This is a genomic window from Micromonospora inositola, assembly GCF_900090285.1.
Lineage (GTDB): Bacteria > Actinomycetota > Actinomycetes > Mycobacteriales > Micromonosporaceae > Micromonospora > Micromonospora inositola.
The window spans coordinates 6,239,322-6,256,148 of record NZ_LT607754.1; the positions used below are offsets into that span (position 1 = coordinate 6,239,322).

Sequence of the window (16,827 nt, forward strand, 5' to 3'; positions counted from 1 at the left end):
GGGGAGGAACGGGCGCCACCGGGCCGCCGTCGGGCGGGGTGCGGGGGTGAGGTTCGGTGGAGAGCGGCTGCGGGCGTGGCCCGCGGGCGGTCAGCGGGACGGCGGGGCCCGGGAGCCGAGGGCCGCCGGGACGCTCCCGCCCGGGACGCGGTCCCCGGAAACCGCGACGACCACGGTCCGCAGCGCTGCCGGCGGGGACTCGATGCCGACCGGCAGGGCCTGCTGGTCGGTCCCGGCCACGAGGTCGCCGCCGGCCGCGTCGACCGACGCCTTCGCGGCGCGGCCCCGGTCGGCGGTGGTCGCTCCGGGCGATACGCGGCCCGCATCGAGGAGGGCCGGCGGGGCGGTCGCCCCGGAGGATGCGGGGGCGGCGGAAATCACCGCGGCGGCCTGGGCCGCCTGGGCGGCGGCGGCCGCGCCGACGGGCAGGGTGGCGGCGCCGAGCGAGCAGGCGACCGCGGCGGCGAGCCCGGCCAGCATGCGGGCGGTCCAGCGCGCCACCCACCACAGAGGACAGGCGAGCGCGACCGGAAGCACGATCCCACGCTACCGCCGGCGGCGCAGCGTCGCATCGCCGCCGGGCGTGTCGCAGGAGCCGGATCGCGGTACGCCGGCACATCCCCGACGTGGCGGTCTCCGAGCCCGCCGGAACCACCACCTCGGCGACGTGGAGACGGGCATGACCGGGACCGGCGCCCGGGCGGCGCGCTCCGCTCAGACCGGGTCGCGCCGCCCGGCGTACTCGATGGGTCGGGGCCGCGGGGCGACGCCGCCGGCGGATCCGGGCGGCCGCTGCGTCGGGATCGTCGGCAGGGTCTGCGCGCGGGCCCGGCGGGGCGGTCCCAGCCGGCGCATCATCGGCGTCTCGACGTACCGGTGCAGGGCGCCGGCGAGCACCAGGTTCACCAGCAGGAAGCCGAGCACGGCGAGCGGGCCCCACCAGCCCGGCAGCCCGATCCCATAGTGGCCGGTCAGCCGGAGCACGGTGACCATCACGAAGACGTGCACCAGGTAGAAGGCGAAGGACACCTCACCGAGCCAGACCATCGGCCGGGACCGCCACGGGGTGCGCCGGCCGCGCACGTCCGCGTCCGCCGCGGCCGTGATGACCAGCAGGTACGCCACCGCCAGCAGGCCCGCCCAGAGCTCCGCCCGGATCCACTGCGCGGCCACCGCCCAGGTGGCCAGGAAGAGCAGGCTGGCGGCGGTCAGCCCCGGCCCCCGCCAGCGCCCCCGGCGCATCAGCTCGGCCGCGGCCACGCCCATCCAGAACTCCAGGGACCGCACCACCGGGAAGATCTGGGTGAACCACCACCGGCTCTCCTCGGGCACCAGGCGCTGACCCGGCCAGAGCGCAACGATCAGCAGCGGCGCGGCGACCACCACCGCCCACAGGGCGGCGGGGCGCAGCCGGCGCAGCACCGGCAGCACGAACGGCAGGCAGAGGTAGAAGTACAGCTCGCAGGAGAGCGACCAGCTGACGGTGTTGACGCTGTAGAAGTAGCCGCGGGTGGGGTTCCACGCCTGCAGCAGGGCCAGGTTGCCGAGCGCCGCCCAGACGTTGACCGGGTCGGCGAACCAGAGCCCGACGAGGAGCACCACCACCCACATCAGCAGATGGTTCGGGTAGATCTTGGCGAGCCGCCGGCGCAGGAAGGCCCGGCGGCGCTCGCCGTCCCGGTACGACCAGACCAGCACGAATCCACTGAGGATGAAGAAGAACTCCACGCCGGAGAGGCCGAGGGTGAACAGCCAGTCGACGACCGCCCGGTAGTCCGGCTCGGCCACGATCCGCATGGTGTCGACGTGGAATCCGAAGACCAGCAGGGCGGCGACCCAGCGCAGCCCGGTCAGGGACGGCAGCCGGCTGGCCACGGCGGGGGCCGGGGCGGCACCGGTGGTCGGGGCGGCGGTCATGCCGGAAACCCGACCGTCACCAGGGTCACCAGCACGCGCGTCTCCTCCTCGGCGGGGTCGGCGGCGGGCGGACCACCGGGACCACCCCCCGACGGCGCCCCAGGGTCGACGCCGCCGCCGGGCACGCTACCGGTTGGTATCCCGGACCGCCGCCGGGCCGACGTGGCGGTCGGCAGGCGGAACGCCGGACATCGTACGCCTGTTCGAGAAGTTGGTAGGATCGGCGGCGTGTCCGACGTCGCCTACCAGCCCTCGATGCTGGATTTCGCCGAGCAGGGCGCCAGCCTGGGCCCGCTGGCCGGCCGGCTGCGCCGGCACGAGCTGAGCCGGGGTGCCTGGGTCGACCACCTGCCCGGTTGGGTGCGGGGCTCCGACACGGTGCTCGACACCCTCCTGCACGAGGTGCCGTGGCGGGCCGAACGCCGCACCATGTACGACGCCGAGGTCGACGTCCCCCGCCTGCTCTGCTGGTACGCCGCCGGCCGGCCGCTGCCCCACGCCGTGCTGACCGAGGCCCGGGAGGCGCTGACCCGGCACTACGCACCCGAGCTGGGCGAGCCCTTCGTCACCGCCGGGCTGTGCCTCTACCGCAGCGGGCGGGACAGCGTCGCCTGGCACGGCGACACGATGGGCCGTTCCGCGCACACCGACACCATGGTCGCCATCGTCTCGTTCGGCTCGCCGCGTCCGCTGCTGCTGCGCCCGCGCGGCGGCGGGGCCAGCCTGCGCTTCCCGCTCGGCCACGGCGACCTGGTGGTGATGGGCGGCTCCTGCCAGCGCACCTGGGAGCACGCCATCCCCAAGACCACCCGCCCGGTCGGCCCCCGGGTCAGCGTCCAGTTCCGTCCCACCGGCGTCGCCTGAACCCGAGCCGGCCCCGGACGCCGACCGGGGCCGTGCTAGAAACAACTCTCAGGGTCGATCACGCCCCCGTCACCTGACGACGCGAAGGGCGCACCATGACCCAGTCCCCCACCCCGCCGCGCACCCGCCGGTCACCGTGGAGCCTGCACGGTGACGGCCGGTCCATCCGACCGGGCGACGTGGTCCACCCCGGTGAACGGCTCTCCTGGCCGCGTACGGTCGGGGTCGGCGTGCAGCACGTGGTCGCGATGTTCGGCGCCACCTTCACCGTGCCGCTGATCACCGGCTTCCCGCCGGCCACCACGCTCTTCTTCTCCGGGCTCGGCACGCTGCTCTTCCTGCTGATCACCGGCAACCGGCTGCCGTCGTACCTGGGCTCGTCGTTCGCCTTCATCGCGCCGGTGCTGGCCGCGAAGGCCGGCGGCGACATCGGCCCGGCGCTCGGCGGCATCGTGGTGGCCGGCGCGGCGCTCGCGCTGGTCGGCGTGGTGGTGCAGCTGGCCGGGGCCCGGTGGATCGACGCGCTGATGCCGCCGGTGGTCACCGGCGCGATCGTCACGCTGATCGGGCTCAACCTCGCGCCGGTCGCCTGGGACGGCGGCGGCAGCGGCGGGGTGAAGGCGCAGCCGCTAATCGCGGTGGTCACCCTGGTCGCGATCCTGGTCGCCACGGTGGCCTTCCGGGGCTTCCTGGCCCGGCTGTCCATCCTGCTCGGCGTGGTGGTCGGTTGGGTGCTCGCCGCCGTCCTCGGCCAGTTGGACCCGAAGGCGGTGACCGGGCTGAAGGCGGCGGCCTGGGTGGGGCTGCCCCAGTTCCACGCGCCCAGCTTCAGCCTGCGGGCGGTGGTGCTGGTGATCCCGGTGATCCTGGTGCTGATCGCGGAGAACGCCGGGCACGTCAAGGCGGTGGCCGCGATGACCGGCCGCAACCTCGACAAGGACATGGGCCGGGCGTTCCTCGGCGACGGCATCGCCACCGTGCTGGCCGGCTCCGGCGGCGGCTCCGGCACCACCACGTACGCGGAGAACATCGGCGTGATGGCGGCGACCCGGGTCTACTCGACGGCGGCGTACTGGGTGGCCGGGCTGGCGGCGGTGCTGCTCGGGCTCAGCCCGAAGTTCGGCGCGCTGATCCTCACCGTGCCGGCCGGGGTGCTGGGCGGCGCCACCACCGCGCTGTACGGCCTGATCGCCATCCTCGGCGCCCGGATCTGGATCGAGAACCGGGTCGACTTCCACGACCCGGTCAACCTGATGACCGCCGCCGTAGCGGTGATCATCGGCGCCGCGAACTACACCCTGACGGCCGGCGATCTCTCGTTCAACGGCATCGCCCTCGGCACCGCCGCCGCCCTGGTGATCCACCACGGCATGCGCCTGATCGCCCGCCTCCGCGGCACCACCGCGGAGTCCCGCCGAGGCCCCGAACCCGAACTCTGACCCACGCCTCCCTCCCCGCCGCTAAGAGACGCGCCCCGGACCGGCTGGTCCGGGGCGCGGTGCGGGCAGAGACCGGAGGTCAGTCGCGTACGACGAGGTGGCCGACGACCGTCGGGCCGAGCATGACGGCGAAGCCGGAGCCGTCGCGGCGCGGGTCCGCCGGGGGCAGCTCGACCGGGTCGCCGGTGGCCGTCGCGCCGACCGGGCGCGAGCCGATCCAGGCCACGGCCAGGTCCAGCTCGCCCTTGAGGAGCCGCTGGGCGCGGACCCCACCGGTCGCCCGCCCCTTCGCCGGGTACGCCCGGAACGGCGTCACCTTCACCGTGGCCCCGGTCGAGGTGACCACCATCGGCTCGCCGTGCCCCGGGTCGTCGGTGCGGATCGCGCCGAAGAAGACCACCCGGGCTCCGGTCGGCAGGTTGATGCCCGCCATGCCGCCACCCTTGACGCCCTGCGGCCGGACCACGGACGCGGCGAAGCGCAGCAGCGACGCCTCGGACGAGATGAAGGCGAGGGTTTCCGCGCCGTCGGTGAGCCAGGTCGCTCCGACCACCTCGTCCCCCTCGCGCAGCGAGATCACCTCGAACTCGTCGGAGCGGACCGGCCACTCCGGCGCGCAGACCTTGACCACGCCCTGGCGGGTGCCCAGGGCCAGGCCCGGCGAGCCCTCGGCGGACGGCCCGAGCGGCGCGAGGCCGACCACCGTCTCGCCCGGCTCCAGCGGCACCAGCTCGGCCGCCGACATCCCGCCGCGCAGCGACACCGTGCCGGACTGCTCGGGCAGCACCGGCAACGGCAGCACGTCGATCTTGAACGCCCGGCCGGCGCTGGTCACCAGGAGCACCCGGCCCCGCGCCGTGGAGTGGACCACCGCGCGTACCGCGTCGTGCTTGATCCGGCCGCTGCGCCGCCGCCCCTCGGCGGCCTCCTCCGACTCGGCCGCGGTCCGGGCGACCAGCCCGGTCGCGGAGAGGATCACCTGGCACGGGTCGTCGGCGACCTCCAGCGGGCCGGCCGGCGCGGAGGCGGCCAGCACCTCCTTGAGGTCGCCGTCGACCAGCGTGGTCCGGCGCGGGGCGTCGAACTGCTTGACCACGGCCGCCAGCTCGTCGGAGACCAGCTTCCGCAGCACCTTGGAGTCGTCGAGGATGGTGGAGAGCTCGGCGATCTCGCCGCGCAGCTTTTCCTGCTCGGCCTCCAGCTCGATCCGGTCGAACTTGGTCAGTCGACGCAGCGGAGTGTCCAGGATGTAGGTGGCCTGGATGTCGGAGAGCTTGAACTGGCGCATCAGGCCGTCCTTGGCGGCCTGCGCGTCGTCGCTGCCCCGGATCAGCTTGACCACCTTGTCGATGTCGAGCAGGGCGATCAGCAGGCCGTCGACCAGGTGCAGCCGCTCCTCGCGCTTGCGGCGGCGGTAGGAGGTGCGCCGGGTCACCACGTCGTACCGGTGGGCGAGGAAGACCTCCAGCAGCGCCTTGAGCCCCAGGGTCTGCGGCTGGCCGTCGACCAGGACCAGGTTGTTGACGCCGAAGGACTGCTCCAGCGGGGTGAGCCGGTAGAGGTCGGCCAGCAGCGCCTGCGGGTTGACGCCCACCTTGCACTCGATGACCAGGCGGGTGCCGTTCTCCCGGTCGGTGAGGTCCTTGACGTCGGCGATGCCGGTGAGTCGCTTGGTCTTGTTGACCTCGTTGGTGACGGCCGCGATGACCTTCTCCGCGCCAATGCCGTACGGCAGCTCGGTGACCGTGATGGCCTGCCGGCCGCGGCTGCCCTCGAGCGGGCCGATCTCCACCCGGCCGCGCATCCGGACCACGCCGCGCCCGGTCTCGTACGCCCGGCGCACCTCGTCCAGGCCGAGCAGCAGCCCGCCGGTGGGCAGGTCGGGTCCGGGGACGAACTCCATGAGCTTGTCCAGGTCGGCGTCCGGGTGGTTGATCAGCCACCGGGCGGCGGAGACGACCTCGCCGAGGTTGTGCGGGATCATGTTGGTCGCCATCCCGACCGCGATCCCGGACGCGCCGTTGACCAGCAGGTTGGGGAAGGCGGCCGGCAGCACGGTGGGCTGGGTCAGCGAGCCGTCGTAGTTCGGCTCGACGTCGACCGTGTCCTCGCCCAGCTCGCCGACGAGCAGCATCGCTTCCCGGGACATCCGCGCCTCGGTGTAACGCGCCGCAGCCGGTCCATCGTCCGGACTTCCAAAGTTTCCATGCCCGTCGATGAGCGGTGCGTTGAGCGAGAAGTCCTGAGCCAGGCGGACCATGGCGTCGTAGATCGCCGTGTCACCGTGCGGGTGATAGCGACCCATCACGTCGCCAACGACCCGGGCCGACTTCACGTGGGCCCGGTCGGGGCGGTGCCCCGCCTCGTGCATGGACCAGAGGATCCGTCGGTGCACCGGCTTGAGGCCGTCGCGGGCGTCGGGCAGGGCCCGGGAGTGGATGACCGAGAAGGCGTACTCCAGGTAGGAGTCGGAAACTTCGGTGACCAGCGGGTTGTCGAAGACCCGCGCGCCGGCCTGGTCGAAGGCGGACAGGTCCGCCTTGGTGCGGTCTTCCTTGCGGCGTGCCATGGCTCAGCTTTCCCCTCGAACGAACCCGGTGCTCATGCGTCGATCGCTTCCCGATCAACCCGGTCGGCCGAGTCGATCAGCCAGTTACGGCGGGGTTCGACCTTCTCCCCCATCAGCAGTTCGAGGATCCGCTCGGCGGCCTCGACGTCGTCGAGGGTGATCCGGCGGACCGCCCGGGTGGCCGGGTTCATCGTGGTCTCCCAGAGCTCGTCGGCGTCCATCTCGCCGAGGCCCTTGAACCGCGGGATCGGGGTGACGATCTGCTTGCCGGCCTTCTCCAGCTTGTGGAGCGTCGCCTCCATCTCCGCCTGGGTGTACGTGTAGATGGTCTGCGGGTTGCGCCCCTTCGTGGTGATCTTGTGCAGCGGCGGCATGGCGGCGAAGAGCCGGCCGGCCTCGATCAGCGGGCGCATGTACCGGGCGAAGAGGGTGATCAGCAAGGTCCGGATGTGCGCGCCGTCGACGTCCGCGTCGGCCATGATCAGCACGCGGCCGTACCGCAGCGCGGAGAGGTCGAAGGTACGCCCCGACCCGGCGCCGAGCACCTGCACGATCGCGGCACACTCGGCGTTGTCCAGCACCTGCTGCAGGTTGGCCTTCTGCACGTTGAGGATCTTGCCGCGGATAGGCAGCAGGGCCTGGTATTCGGATGATCGGGCCATTCTGCTCGTCCCGAGGGCGCTGTCGCCCTCCACGATGAACAGCTCGCTGCGGTCCACCCCGGTGGCCCGGCAGTCGACCAGTTTGGCCGGCATCGACGCGCCCTCCAGGGCGGTCTTGCGCCGGGCCGCGTCCTTCTGCTGCTTCTGGGTCAGCCGGACCCGGGCCGCGTCGACGATCTTCTGGAGCACCGTCCGCGCCTCGGCCTTGGTGCGCCGGTCCTCCAGCCAGGCCTTGAGGTGCTGCTCGACCAGGCCCTGGATCACCTTGGTGATGCCGGCGGTGGAGAGCTCGTCCTTGGTCTGCGAGGTGAACTGAGGCTCCGGGATGCGGACGTGCACCACGGCGGTCATCCCCTCGAGGACGTCGTCCAGGGTGGGCGCGTCCTCCTTGGGGCGGAGCATGCCGCGGGTGTTGCGGGCCGCCTCGGCCAGGGTGCGGACCAGGGCCCGCTCGAAGCCTTTGCGGTGGGTGCCGCCGTGCGCGTTGCGGATGGTGTTGGAGAAGCACTCCACGGTGCGCTCGTAGCCGGTGCCCCAGCGGAGCGCGACCTCGACCTCGGCGCGGCGCTGCACGTTGGACTGCATCACGCCGTTGGCGTCGGCGGCGTTCTCCCGGTACGTCCCCTCGCCGGTGATCAGCAGCGTGCCGGAGACCGGCCGGTCACCGGCCGGGGCGAGGAACTCCACCATGTCGGTGAGGCCTTTGGGGAAGTGGAAGCTCTCCCTGGTGGGCTCCTCCCCCGTCTCGTCGCGCAGCAGGTAGGCCACGCCGGGGACGAGGAAAGCGGTGTTGCGAAGCTTGAGCCGGACCGCCTCGGTGTCCAGCCGGGCGCCGGTCTCGAAGTAGCGGGTGTCGTGCCACCACCGGATCGAGGTGCCGGCGCGCTGGCCGCGCTTCATCGCGCCGACGATCTGCAGGCCGGGGCCGGGGGTGAAGGGCGCGTCCGGGCCGGGGCCGTCGAAGATCCCCGGTACGCCGTGCCGGAACGACATCGCGTGGACCTTGCCGCCGCGCCGTACGGTGACGTCGAACCGCCGGGAGAGGGCGTTCACCGCGGAGGCGCCCACGCCGTGCAGGCCGCCGGAGGTCTTGTAGCCCGAGCCGCCGAACTTGCCGCCGGCGTGCAGCCGGGTGAGCACCAGCTCGACGCCGGAGATGCCGGACTTGGCGTGCACGTCGGTGGGGATGCCCCGGCCGTCGTCGTCGACCTGCACCGAGCCGTCGGCGTGCAGGATCACCTCGACCTTGGTGGCGTGACCCGCGACACCCTCGTCGGTGGAGTTGTCGAGGATCTCGTTGACGAGGTGACCCACGCCACGGCTGTCGGTGGAGCCGATGTACATGCCGGGGCGCTTGCGGACGGCGTCCAGGCCCTCCAGGTGGGTCAGGTCGTCGGCCCCGTACAGGGTCTCAGGCTGTGCGGTCAACTGGTCGTACTCCCAGGTCTCGGCGGTGTGGTGCCGCTCACCGTCTCGATCAGTCCCACTCGATCGCCACGCGCGGCGCGCCGGAGCGAGCCTAGCCCGGCGCTCCGACAGAGCCGTGGCACCCGGGCGGGTGAGCCGCGGGGTTGCGCTGTGGCCCGTGCCGTGCCCGCCCCCGGGCGAGGGCCCCGGGACGGCGGCCGGGCGAGGGGGCGTCAGTGGACGACAACGATCCGACCAGGCGTTTGTCTTCCCGGTCGAGCGACCCCATGGACCGGCCGCGTCTCTGCCAGTCGTCACACAACTGCCGGCGTCATGGCCGGACCGCGGCGCCGAGCACGTGCGGGGCGGCCGGGGCCGGGATCCGGCTGGGCGGGAAGCGGAACCTGTCCAGCTCGACGACGGTGAATCCGGCCGCGCCGATCGCGGAGACCGTGTCCCGCCCGGTGTGGCAGCCGCCGCAGACCGCCGGCCAGACCGTAGCGTCGGCCCACCGCTGGGCCCGGCGCAGCTTCGGAGTCTCCGCAACCACGTGCTCGTAGAACCGCAACTGCCCGCCCGGGCGGAGCACCCGTCGGGCCTCCCGCAGCGCGACCGCCTGGTCCGGCACCGAGCAGAGCACCAGCGACATCACCACCGCGTCGACGGTGCCGTCGGCGACGGGGAGCGTCTCGGCGAGCCCGGCGGCCACGGTGACCGGCACCGGGGCCTCCGCCGCGGCGGCCCGGGCGGCGGCCCGCAGCCGGGGCTCCGGCTCGAGGGCCAGCACCGACGCCACGGTCGACGGGTAGTGCGGGAACATCCGGCCGTTGCCGGCGCCCACCTCGACCACCCGGCCGCGCAGCCCGGCGACCAGGTGACGTCGGTGCTCGGCCGCGCCGGCGCGGTCCAGCGCCACGCTGGCCCGCGCGAAGAACCGCGCGAAGATCGGATGCGAAACGGACATCGGCCCTCCCCGCCCTCGGGACCAGTCCCCGGCAGCCTACCGATCGAAGTGGTCAGCGATGGGCGGGCGGCGCGCCGAGGGTGAGCAGGAGGGGGCCGGTGGGGCCGTCGACGAGATCGCCGAGGCGTACCCCGTCGAGCACGGCGAGGAAGGCGGCCTGCGCGCGGCGCAGCTCGCCGCGCAGCCGGCAGCCGGCGACCAGCGGGCAGGCCGGCTGCTCGCAGGCGACCACCTCGTCGTCCCCCTCGAAGGCCCGGACCACGTGGCCGACGGTCAGCTGACCGGCCCGCTCGGCGAAGGCCACCCCGCCGGACCGACCCCGGATGGTGACCAGGACGCCGATCCGCTGGAGCCGCTGGACCACCTTCGCCACGTGGCTGCGGGGCAGCGCGAGCTGGGTGGCCAGCTCGTCCACCGTGGTACGCGCCGGGGCGGCCGCGGTGAGCATGGCGATCCGCAGGGCCATGTCGGTGGACCGGTTGAGCTTCACACCACGACCCTAGCCAGCGCGAACGCCCCGTAACACGGGCCGATGGGCCGGTCCGCGGATGTGATCGAGGCTACTCCGGACCCGGGACCTTCGGCCTTAAAGGGGAATCGTGGATTCCTGTTCAGTGGGGTCGACCCAACCGATCCCCGAAGGAGTAGTCGTGCTCTCGGAATCCTCAGCAGCAGTGGTGGCGGCGACCCTGCCCGCCGTGCAGGCCCACGGCGAAGCGATCACCGGCCGGTTCTACCAGCGGATGTTCGACGCCCACCCGGAGCTGCTGAACATCTTCAACCGGAGCAACCAGGCCACCGGGCAGCAGAAGGCCGCGCTGGCCGCCGCCGTGGTCGCGTACGCCGAGCACCTGACCGGCGGCAGCACGGTGCCGTGGGGGCCGATCCTGGACCGGATCGCGCACAAGCACGTCTCGCTGGGGATCACCGCCACCCAGTACACGATCGTCGGCCGGCACCTGATGGCCGCGGTCGGCGAGGTGCTCGGCGACGCCGTGACTCCCGAGGTCGCGGCGGCCTGGGACGAGGTGTACTGGCTTCTGGCCTGCGAGCTGATCGCCCGGGAGGCGCGCCTCTATACCGAGGCCGGAGTGCCGGAGAACGGTTCGGTCTGGCGGGAGTGGCGGGTGACCGACAAGGTCCGGGAGACCGCCGACGTGGTCTCGTTCACCCTGGTCCCCGCCGACGGCGGTCCGGTGCCGGGCTTCGCCCCCGGCCAGTACACGTCGGTGGCCGTCGACCTGGACGGCGGTCGCGGCCAGCAGATCCGGCAGTACAGCCTCTCCGACCGGCCAGGGGCCGACCACTGGCGGATCACCGTCAAGCGGGTACGCGGCACCGGCGGCGCGCCGGACGGCATGGTCTCCAGCTTCCTGCACGAGCGGGTGGCGGTCGGCGACACGCTGCGGCTCAGCCCACCCTTCGGGGAGGTCAGCGCGGTGCCCGGCGACGGCCCGCTGCTGCTGGTCAGCGCCGGCATCGGGCTCACCCCGGCGATGTCAGCGCTGGAGCACCTGGCGGTCACCGAACCCGAGCGTCCGGTGGTGCTGGTGCACGCCGACCGTGCCGGCGCCGCGCACGCGCTGCGCGACGAACTCCCCCGGCTCTGCGACCAGCTGCCCAACCTGCGGATGAGCCTCTGGTACGAGGACGCCACCGACGCGGAGCTGGCCGGGCTCGCCGCCGAGATCGCCACCGGTCTGGTCGACCCCGAACTGATCCCGCTCTCGCCCGACGCGCACGTGCACCTCTGTGGGCCACTGCCGTTCATGAACGCGGTCCGGGGTGGGCTGCTGCGCCGGGGCGTACCGGTCGAGCGGATCGCGTACGAGGTGTTCGGCCCGGGCATGCTGCGGGGTTGATCCTTCCCGGTCCGGCGGCGCGACCTGCGCCGCCGGACCGGGCCGTCAGGCCCAGCGCACGACCCTGGCGGCCAGCAGTCGCTCCTCGGTCAGCTCGGGAAGCGGGTATGGGGACACGGGCGGACCTCCGGACGGCTCGGGTAGGGGTGGCTCCGCGCCGCCAGCCGACGACCACTTCCCGCCGAGAAGTCGACGACCTACAGGTTAGGCGGTGGAGGCGGGGGTAGGGACTGCTCATGGGCGGCCCGCGACGCGGCGTACCGGCTGGGGGCACGGGCACGCGAGGTGACGAAGGAACGCTTCGGGCTCGACCGGCCCCCCGCTGACGGGGACCGGCTGACGGAGGAGGAAACATGCGCATCGCAATGATCTCGGAGCATGCCAGCCCACTCGCGGTCCTCGGGGAGGCTGGCGTCGGAGGGCAGCGCACCCACGTGGCGGAGCTCGCGTCCGCGCTGGTCGGCGAGGGGCACGACGTCCGCGTCTACACCCGCCGGGACTCCGCCCGGCTGGCCGAGTCGGTGTCCACGCCGGACGGCTACGAGGTCTGGCACGTGCCGGCCGGCCCGGCCCGCCGGGTGCCGAAGGACGAGCTGCTGCCGTACCTGGGCGAGTTCGGCGGCTGGCTCGCCGACCGGTGGCGGCACGGCGACTGGACGCCCGACGTGGCGCACGCCCATTTCTGGATGAGCGGCCTGGCGACCGTGCACGCCGGTCGGCGCGCCGGAGTGCCGACCGTGCTGACCTACCACGCCCTCGGCACGGTGAAGCGGCGGCACCAGGGCGGCCGGGACACCAGCCCACCAGGGCGGGTCGGCTACGAGCGCGCGCTGGGCCGGGCCGCCGACCGGGTCATCGTGCAGTGCGCGGACGAGGTCGCCGAGCTGGTCCGGATGGGCGTGCCCCGGTCCCGGATGGCGCTGGTCCCCCCCGGCGTCAACCAGGACGTGTTCCGCCCGGACGGCCCCGTCGCCCCGCGCGACCCGGCCCGGCCCCGAATCCTCACCGTCGGCCGGATGGTGGAACGCAAGGGCTTCCTGGACGTGGTCCGGGCGCTGCCGGCCGTGCCGGACGCCGAGTGCGTGGTGGTCGGCGGCCCTTCGGCCGAGCTGCTTCCCGCCGACTCCTTCGCCCGCCGGCTTTCGGCCCTCGCCGAGTCCTGCGGCGTGGCCGACCGCGTCAAGCTGGTCGGCGGGGTGCCCCGGGAAGAACTGGCCTCCTGGTACCGCTCCGCCGATGTCCTGGCCGCCGCTCCCTGGTACGAGCCATTCGGGCTCATCCCGCTGGAGAGCATGGCCTGCGGCGTGCCGGTGATCGGCACGAACGTGGGCGGCATCGCCGACACCGTCGTCGACGGGCTCACCGGTGACCTGGTCCCGCCGCGCGACCCGCGTGCCCTCGGCACCGCGATCCGCCGGCTGCTCACCGACAAGGTCCGTCGTTTCGCGTACGGCACGGCAGCGCTGGACCGGATCCGCAGCCGGTACTCGTGGAAGCGCTGCGCCGAGCAGCTCGGCGCGGTGTACGCCACGGTGGCCACGGTCGCCCGTCCGGCACCGGCGCTGGCCTGATGACGGACAGCTCGTCACCCGCCGCCGGACCGGCCATGGCACCAGACGCTCCGGGTAGGGCCGGGCCGGCCCGCCGGTAGCTTCCGGCCGTAGGCTGGGCCGGTGAGCGGGGAGCCGGAGTACAGCCAGGAGTTCATCGAGGTCGACGGCGCCCGGATCGGCGTACAGACGTACCCGGATCCGGACGGCGCGCCGGACGCGCCGGTGGTGGTGATGTGGCCGGCCATGGGCGTCCGGGCCCGCTACTACCGGCCGTTCGCCGCCGCGTTGCGGGCCGCCGGCCTCGGCGTCGTGGTGGCCGACCTGCGCGGCACCGGCGAGAGCACCCCCGTCCCCAGCCGCTCCTGCCGGTACGGCTACGCCGAGCTGGCCGGCGACGTCGGCGCCGTCCTCGCCGCGCTCAAACCCCGGCTGGACGGCCGGACCCGGCTGCTGCTCGGACACTCGCTGGGCGGGCAAATGGCGGTGCTGCACCAGGCGCTGCACGACGCGGACGCGGTCGACGGCCTCGCCCTGGTCGCCGTCGGTATGCCGTGGTGGCGCGGCTATCCGGGCCTGCGCGGCTGGGGCGTGCTGCCGTACACCCAGGGGATCGCGGCGACCGCGCGGCTGCTCGGCGTCTGGCCGGGCTGGGGGTTCGGCGGGCGGCAGGCGCGCGGGGTGATCCGGGACTGGGCGTACACCGCGCGGACCGGCCGCTTCCCGACGCTCGACGGGGTGGACGCCGAGGCGGCCGTCCGGTCGGTGCGTACCCCGGTGCTGGCGGTCAGCGTGGACGACGACCAGTACACCCCGCACGCCACCCTCGACCACCTCTGCGCCAAGCTCAGCGCCGCGGCGGTCACCCGGCACCGGTACACCGTGGCGGAGGCGGGCGCGCCGCTGGACCACTTCACCTGGGTCCGCGCCGCGGCGCCGCTGGCCGCCCGGGTGGCCGGGTTCGCCGCCGCGCTGCCCCGCCGCTGACCGCCTGCTCCGCCCCGGTGTCGACGCTTTCCCGTTGCGCGGACCCTAGATGCCTCGAAACCGTGCGAAGTGCGGTGCGTAGCCGCCCCGATGGTGGGTAAGCGGCACCGCCCGAACACGGCGGAGGGGGATCCAGATGTCAGAACGGCACACCGCACTACGCTCGATGCACGACCTGGGCCTGGCGGCCTGGTTCGGTGGCTCGCTGATGGGAGCGCTCGGCGTCAACGGCGCGGCGGCACAGGTCAACGATTCGACGCAGCGGCTGCCGGTGGCCTCGGCGGGCTGGGCCCGGTGGACCCCGGTGAACGCCGCGGCGATCGGCGCCCACCTGGCCGGCGCGGTGGGTGAGCTGGTCACCGAGAGCCCACGCATGACCGCCCAGGCGGGGGTCGCGAAGACGAGCGCGGTGAAGACGGCGCTGACGGTCGGCGCGCTCGCGGTGACCGGGTACAGCCGGTTGCTCGGCATGAGGTTGCAGAAGGCGGGCGGCCCGCCCGTCGAGGGGGCCACCGAGCCGAGCTACCAGACACCGGCGAACGTCGCCTCCAGCCAGCGCCAGCTGAAGATGCTGCAGTGGGCGATCCCGGCGCTGACCGGCGCGCTGGTGGTGGTGACGGCGTACATGGGCGAGCAGCAGAAGCCGGGGCAGGTGTTCCGGGGGATGCTCGGCCGGGCCGGCGGCCTGATGGCCGCACCGAGGGCGATGGGCAAGGTGGCCGGAATGGCCACGGCCAAACGGCAGATGGCGATGTCCGGCCGCTGATCGGCCGGGTCGGACGGCCGGAGCCCCACCGGGATGCCGGCCGTCCGGCACTGCGCCGCCGCCGGCGATCCGCCGTCGAGGCGGGCGGCATGACCGGCGCGGTGGCGGGCAATCAACGCCGGCAGGGGCTGACCGACCAGGCGAGGTGACCATGACCAGCAACGACGGACCGGGCACGGGTGGCGAGCGGCGGGGGCCGGAGTCGACCGAGCCGTGGGGCACGACCGACGGGTACGACGCCGATGCGCCGTGGGGCGCGGGCGAGGACTCGCCGATGGACGAGGGCAGCGAGGAGAGCGGGGTGCCCGAGGGGCGGCGCGGGCAACGCCGGGCCGCGGCCCCGGCCCCCGACGGGAACCCGGCCGGGCGGCACGGTTTCGGCCCGGTCGAACCGACCCGTACGGCCGTGGCGGGGCCCGGTGCGCCGCCCGACCCCGCGCCGAGCGGGCGGACCTTCCCCGACGACCGGGCCGGCGAGGACCTGCCGGACAACGCCCTGGAGGAGTCGACCGGCATGCACCCGGAGGGGGTCAGCCGGCGCGGCTGAGCGGCCCCGTCCGCTGACGGCACGACGCCCGGGGCGGTGACCACCGCTCCGGGCGTCCGTCGTACCGCCGGTCAGGAGCCGGTTCCGTCCTCCCCCGGCGTCCCCATCGCGGACGGCTCGGGTGCGGTGTCCGGCGCGGGCGGCTCGGTCACCGGGTGACCGGTGTCGTCCACCAGGCCGGGCGCCATGCTGCCGCCGTGGGCCTCCTCGGCCTCCCGGGTCGCCCGGGGGTCCCGGTCGTCCGGCCGGCCCGTCGCCGCCTCGTCCCGCTCGCTCACGCGCTCCCCTTCCGTCGTGCCTCGGCAGCGCCGGTACCCGGCCCGAACCCGGGGAAACCTCCGGCGACGGCGTCAGGGCGCGGTGGCCGGCGCCCGGGTGACGTCGACGCCGAGCAGCCCGGCGAGCCGGGCGGCGTCGCGCTGGGCCTGGCCGCCGCAGCAGTTGTTCATCAGCACGTGCAGTTCGGCGCACTGGTCCGCCAGCTCGGTCAGCAGCACCGACCAGCGGCGCAGCTCCTCCTCGCCGTAGGCGTACCGGAACCTGTCCTGCTTGTCGCCGCTCTCCCAGTCGGTGCTGTGCCCGTGGAACCGGATGACGGCGAGGTCGGCGGTGGCCACCAGGATCGGCGGCACCGAGGAGACGTGCCCCTGCGGCATGTCGACGCAGACGTAGGTCAGCCCCTGCTCGCGCAGGAAGGCCACGGTGTCCACCACGGCGTCCTCGGTGAACCAGGACGAGTGCCGCAGCTCGACGCCGACCCGCCAGGGCCGGCACCGCCGGGCCAGCTCGACGATCCGCCGTTTCGCCGCCGCGCTCCGGGACAGCCACGGCGGGAACTGCAGCAGCACCGCGCCGAGCCGGTCGGCCGCCGCGATCGGCGCCAGCGCCGCCCGGAACCGGTCCCAGAGCTTGTCGTACGTCCCGGCGGGCAGGTCGCGCCAGCGGATCCGGCTCGGGCCGCCGGCCGGGCGCAGGTCCCGCGGCAGCGCCGCCACCGGCGTGTGGTGGCCGGTGAAGAGGCTGAACGCCTTGACGTCGAAGGTGAAGCCGGGCGGGGTGGCCGCCACCCAGCCCTCGGCGGTCTCCGGCAGCGGGATCGCGTAGTAGGAGGTGTCCACCTCCACCAGCCCGAACCGCTCCGCGTACCAGCCGAGCCGGCCGGCCGGGGTGTTGACCGCCCGCGGGTACCAGCCCGAGCGCACCAGCTGCTGGTCGGCCCAGGACGAGGTTCCCACCTTGACTACACCCATGTAGTTCAGTGCACCGCGTGCCGGGCCGATCGGCAACCGCTGG

15 protein-coding genes are annotated in these 16,827 nt (G+C 74.0%); 7 read left to right on the forward strand and 8 right to left on the reverse strand.

The window, feature by feature from the left end; genetic code table 11:
• Nucleotides 1-90: 90 nt before the first annotated feature.
• Both GA0070613_RS29720 and GA0070613_RS29725 read right to left on the reverse strand, forming a co-directional pair.
• On the reverse strand, nt 91-537 hold the full coding sequence (locus GA0070613_RS29720) for a hypothetical protein (protein ID WP_157746567.1): 447 nt from the start codon (nt 535-537) through the stop codon (nt 91-93).
• 177 nt (nt 538-714) lie between these two features.
• Complete coding sequence (locus GA0070613_RS29725; protein WP_089015306.1) at nt 715-1,917, reverse strand: acyltransferase family protein; 1,203 nt, start codon at nt 1,915-1,917, stop codon at nt 715-717.
• Between the two features lie 228 nt (nt 1,918-2,145).
• On the opposite strand from GA0070613_RS29725, the gene GA0070613_RS29730 reads away from it, so the two are divergent.
• A complete protein-coding gene (locus GA0070613_RS29730; protein ID WP_089015307.1) occupies nt 2,146-2,781 on the forward strand; it encodes an alpha-ketoglutarate-dependent dioxygenase AlkB in 636 nt (211 codons plus the stop codon).
• 95 nt (nt 2,782-2,876) lie between these two features.
• A complete protein-coding gene (locus tag GA0070613_RS29735; protein ID WP_089015308.1) occupies nt 2,877-4,220 on the forward strand; it encodes a uracil-xanthine permease family protein in 1,344 nt (447 codons plus the stop codon).
• 79 nt (nt 4,221-4,299) lie between these two features.
• On the opposite strand, the gene GA0070613_RS29740 is transcribed toward GA0070613_RS29735, so the two are convergent.
• From GA0070613_RS29740 to GA0070613_RS29755, 4 genes are all read right to left on the reverse strand, one after another.
• On the reverse strand, nt 4,300-6,789 hold the full coding sequence (locus GA0070613_RS29740) for a DNA gyrase/topoisomerase IV subunit A (protein ID WP_089015309.1): 2,490 nt from the start codon (nt 6,787-6,789) through the stop codon (nt 4,300-4,302).
• A 32-nt stretch (nt 6,790-6,821) separates the two neighbouring features.
• Nucleotides 6,822-8,990, reverse strand: coding sequence for a DNA gyrase/topoisomerase IV subunit B (locus GA0070613_RS29745; RefSeq protein WP_408631022.1), 2,169 nt, complete (start codon nt 8,988-8,990; stop codon nt 6,822-6,824).
• A gap of 199 nt (nt 8,991-9,189) precedes the next feature.
• Nucleotides 9,190-9,822, reverse strand: a complete 633-nt coding sequence (locus GA0070613_RS29750; protein ID WP_089015311.1) for a class I SAM-dependent methyltransferase — start codon at nt 9,820-9,822, stop codon at nt 9,190-9,192.
• 52 nt (nt 9,823-9,874) lie between these two features.
• Complete coding sequence (locus tag GA0070613_RS29755; protein ID WP_089015312.1) at nt 9,875-10,312, reverse strand: RrF2 family transcriptional regulator; 438 nt, start codon at nt 10,310-10,312, stop codon at nt 9,875-9,877.
• Nucleotides 10,313-10,472: 160 nt separating this feature from the next.
• Between GA0070613_RS29755 and GA0070613_RS29760 the strand changes: the two genes are divergently transcribed.
• The 5 genes from GA0070613_RS29760 (at nt 10,473) to GA0070613_RS29780 (ending at nt 15,534) form a co-directional block, all read left to right on the forward strand.
• Nucleotides 10,473-11,684, forward strand: a complete 1,212-nt coding sequence (locus tag GA0070613_RS29760; protein ID WP_231929561.1) for a globin domain-containing protein — start codon at nt 10,473-10,475, stop codon at nt 11,682-11,684.
• 353 nt (nt 11,685-12,037) lie between these two features.
• Entirely contained in the window at nt 12,038-13,255 is a 1,218-nt protein-coding gene (locus tag GA0070613_RS29765; protein ID WP_089015314.1) for a glycosyltransferase, read from the forward strand.
• Nucleotides 13,256-13,357: 102 nt separating this feature from the next.
• Nucleotides 13,358-14,221 (forward strand): alpha/beta hydrolase family protein, encoded by an 864-nt coding sequence (locus tag GA0070613_RS29770; RefSeq protein WP_089015315.1) that lies wholly within the window; start codon nt 13,358-13,360, stop codon nt 14,219-14,221.
• Between the two features lie 136 nt (nt 14,222-14,357).
• Entirely contained in the window at nt 14,358-14,987 is a 630-nt protein-coding gene (locus GA0070613_RS29775; protein ID WP_089015316.1) for a hypothetical protein, read from the forward strand.
• Between the two features lie 151 nt (nt 14,988-15,138).
• Nucleotides 15,139-15,534 carry a hypothetical protein gene (locus GA0070613_RS29780; protein ID WP_089016281.1) on the forward strand — a complete coding sequence of 132 codons (396 nt, stop codon included), beginning with the start codon at nt 15,139-15,141 and terminating at the stop codon, nt 15,532-15,534.
• A 71-nt stretch (nt 15,535-15,605) separates the two neighbouring features.
• Here the strand turns inward: GA0070613_RS29780 and GA0070613_RS29785 are convergent, their stop codons facing one another.
• Nucleotides 15,606-15,812 carry a GTPase activator gene (locus GA0070613_RS29785; protein ID WP_089015317.1) on the reverse strand — a complete coding sequence of 69 codons (207 nt, stop codon included), beginning with the start codon at nt 15,810-15,812 and terminating at the stop codon, nt 15,606-15,608.
• 72 nt (nt 15,813-15,884) lie between these two features.
• Nucleotides 15,885-16,784 (reverse strand): DUF72 domain-containing protein, encoded by a 900-nt coding sequence (locus GA0070613_RS29790; RefSeq protein ID WP_089015318.1) that lies wholly within the window; start codon nt 16,782-16,784, stop codon nt 15,885-15,887.
• Between the last annotated feature and the right edge of the window lie 43 nt (nt 16,785-16,827).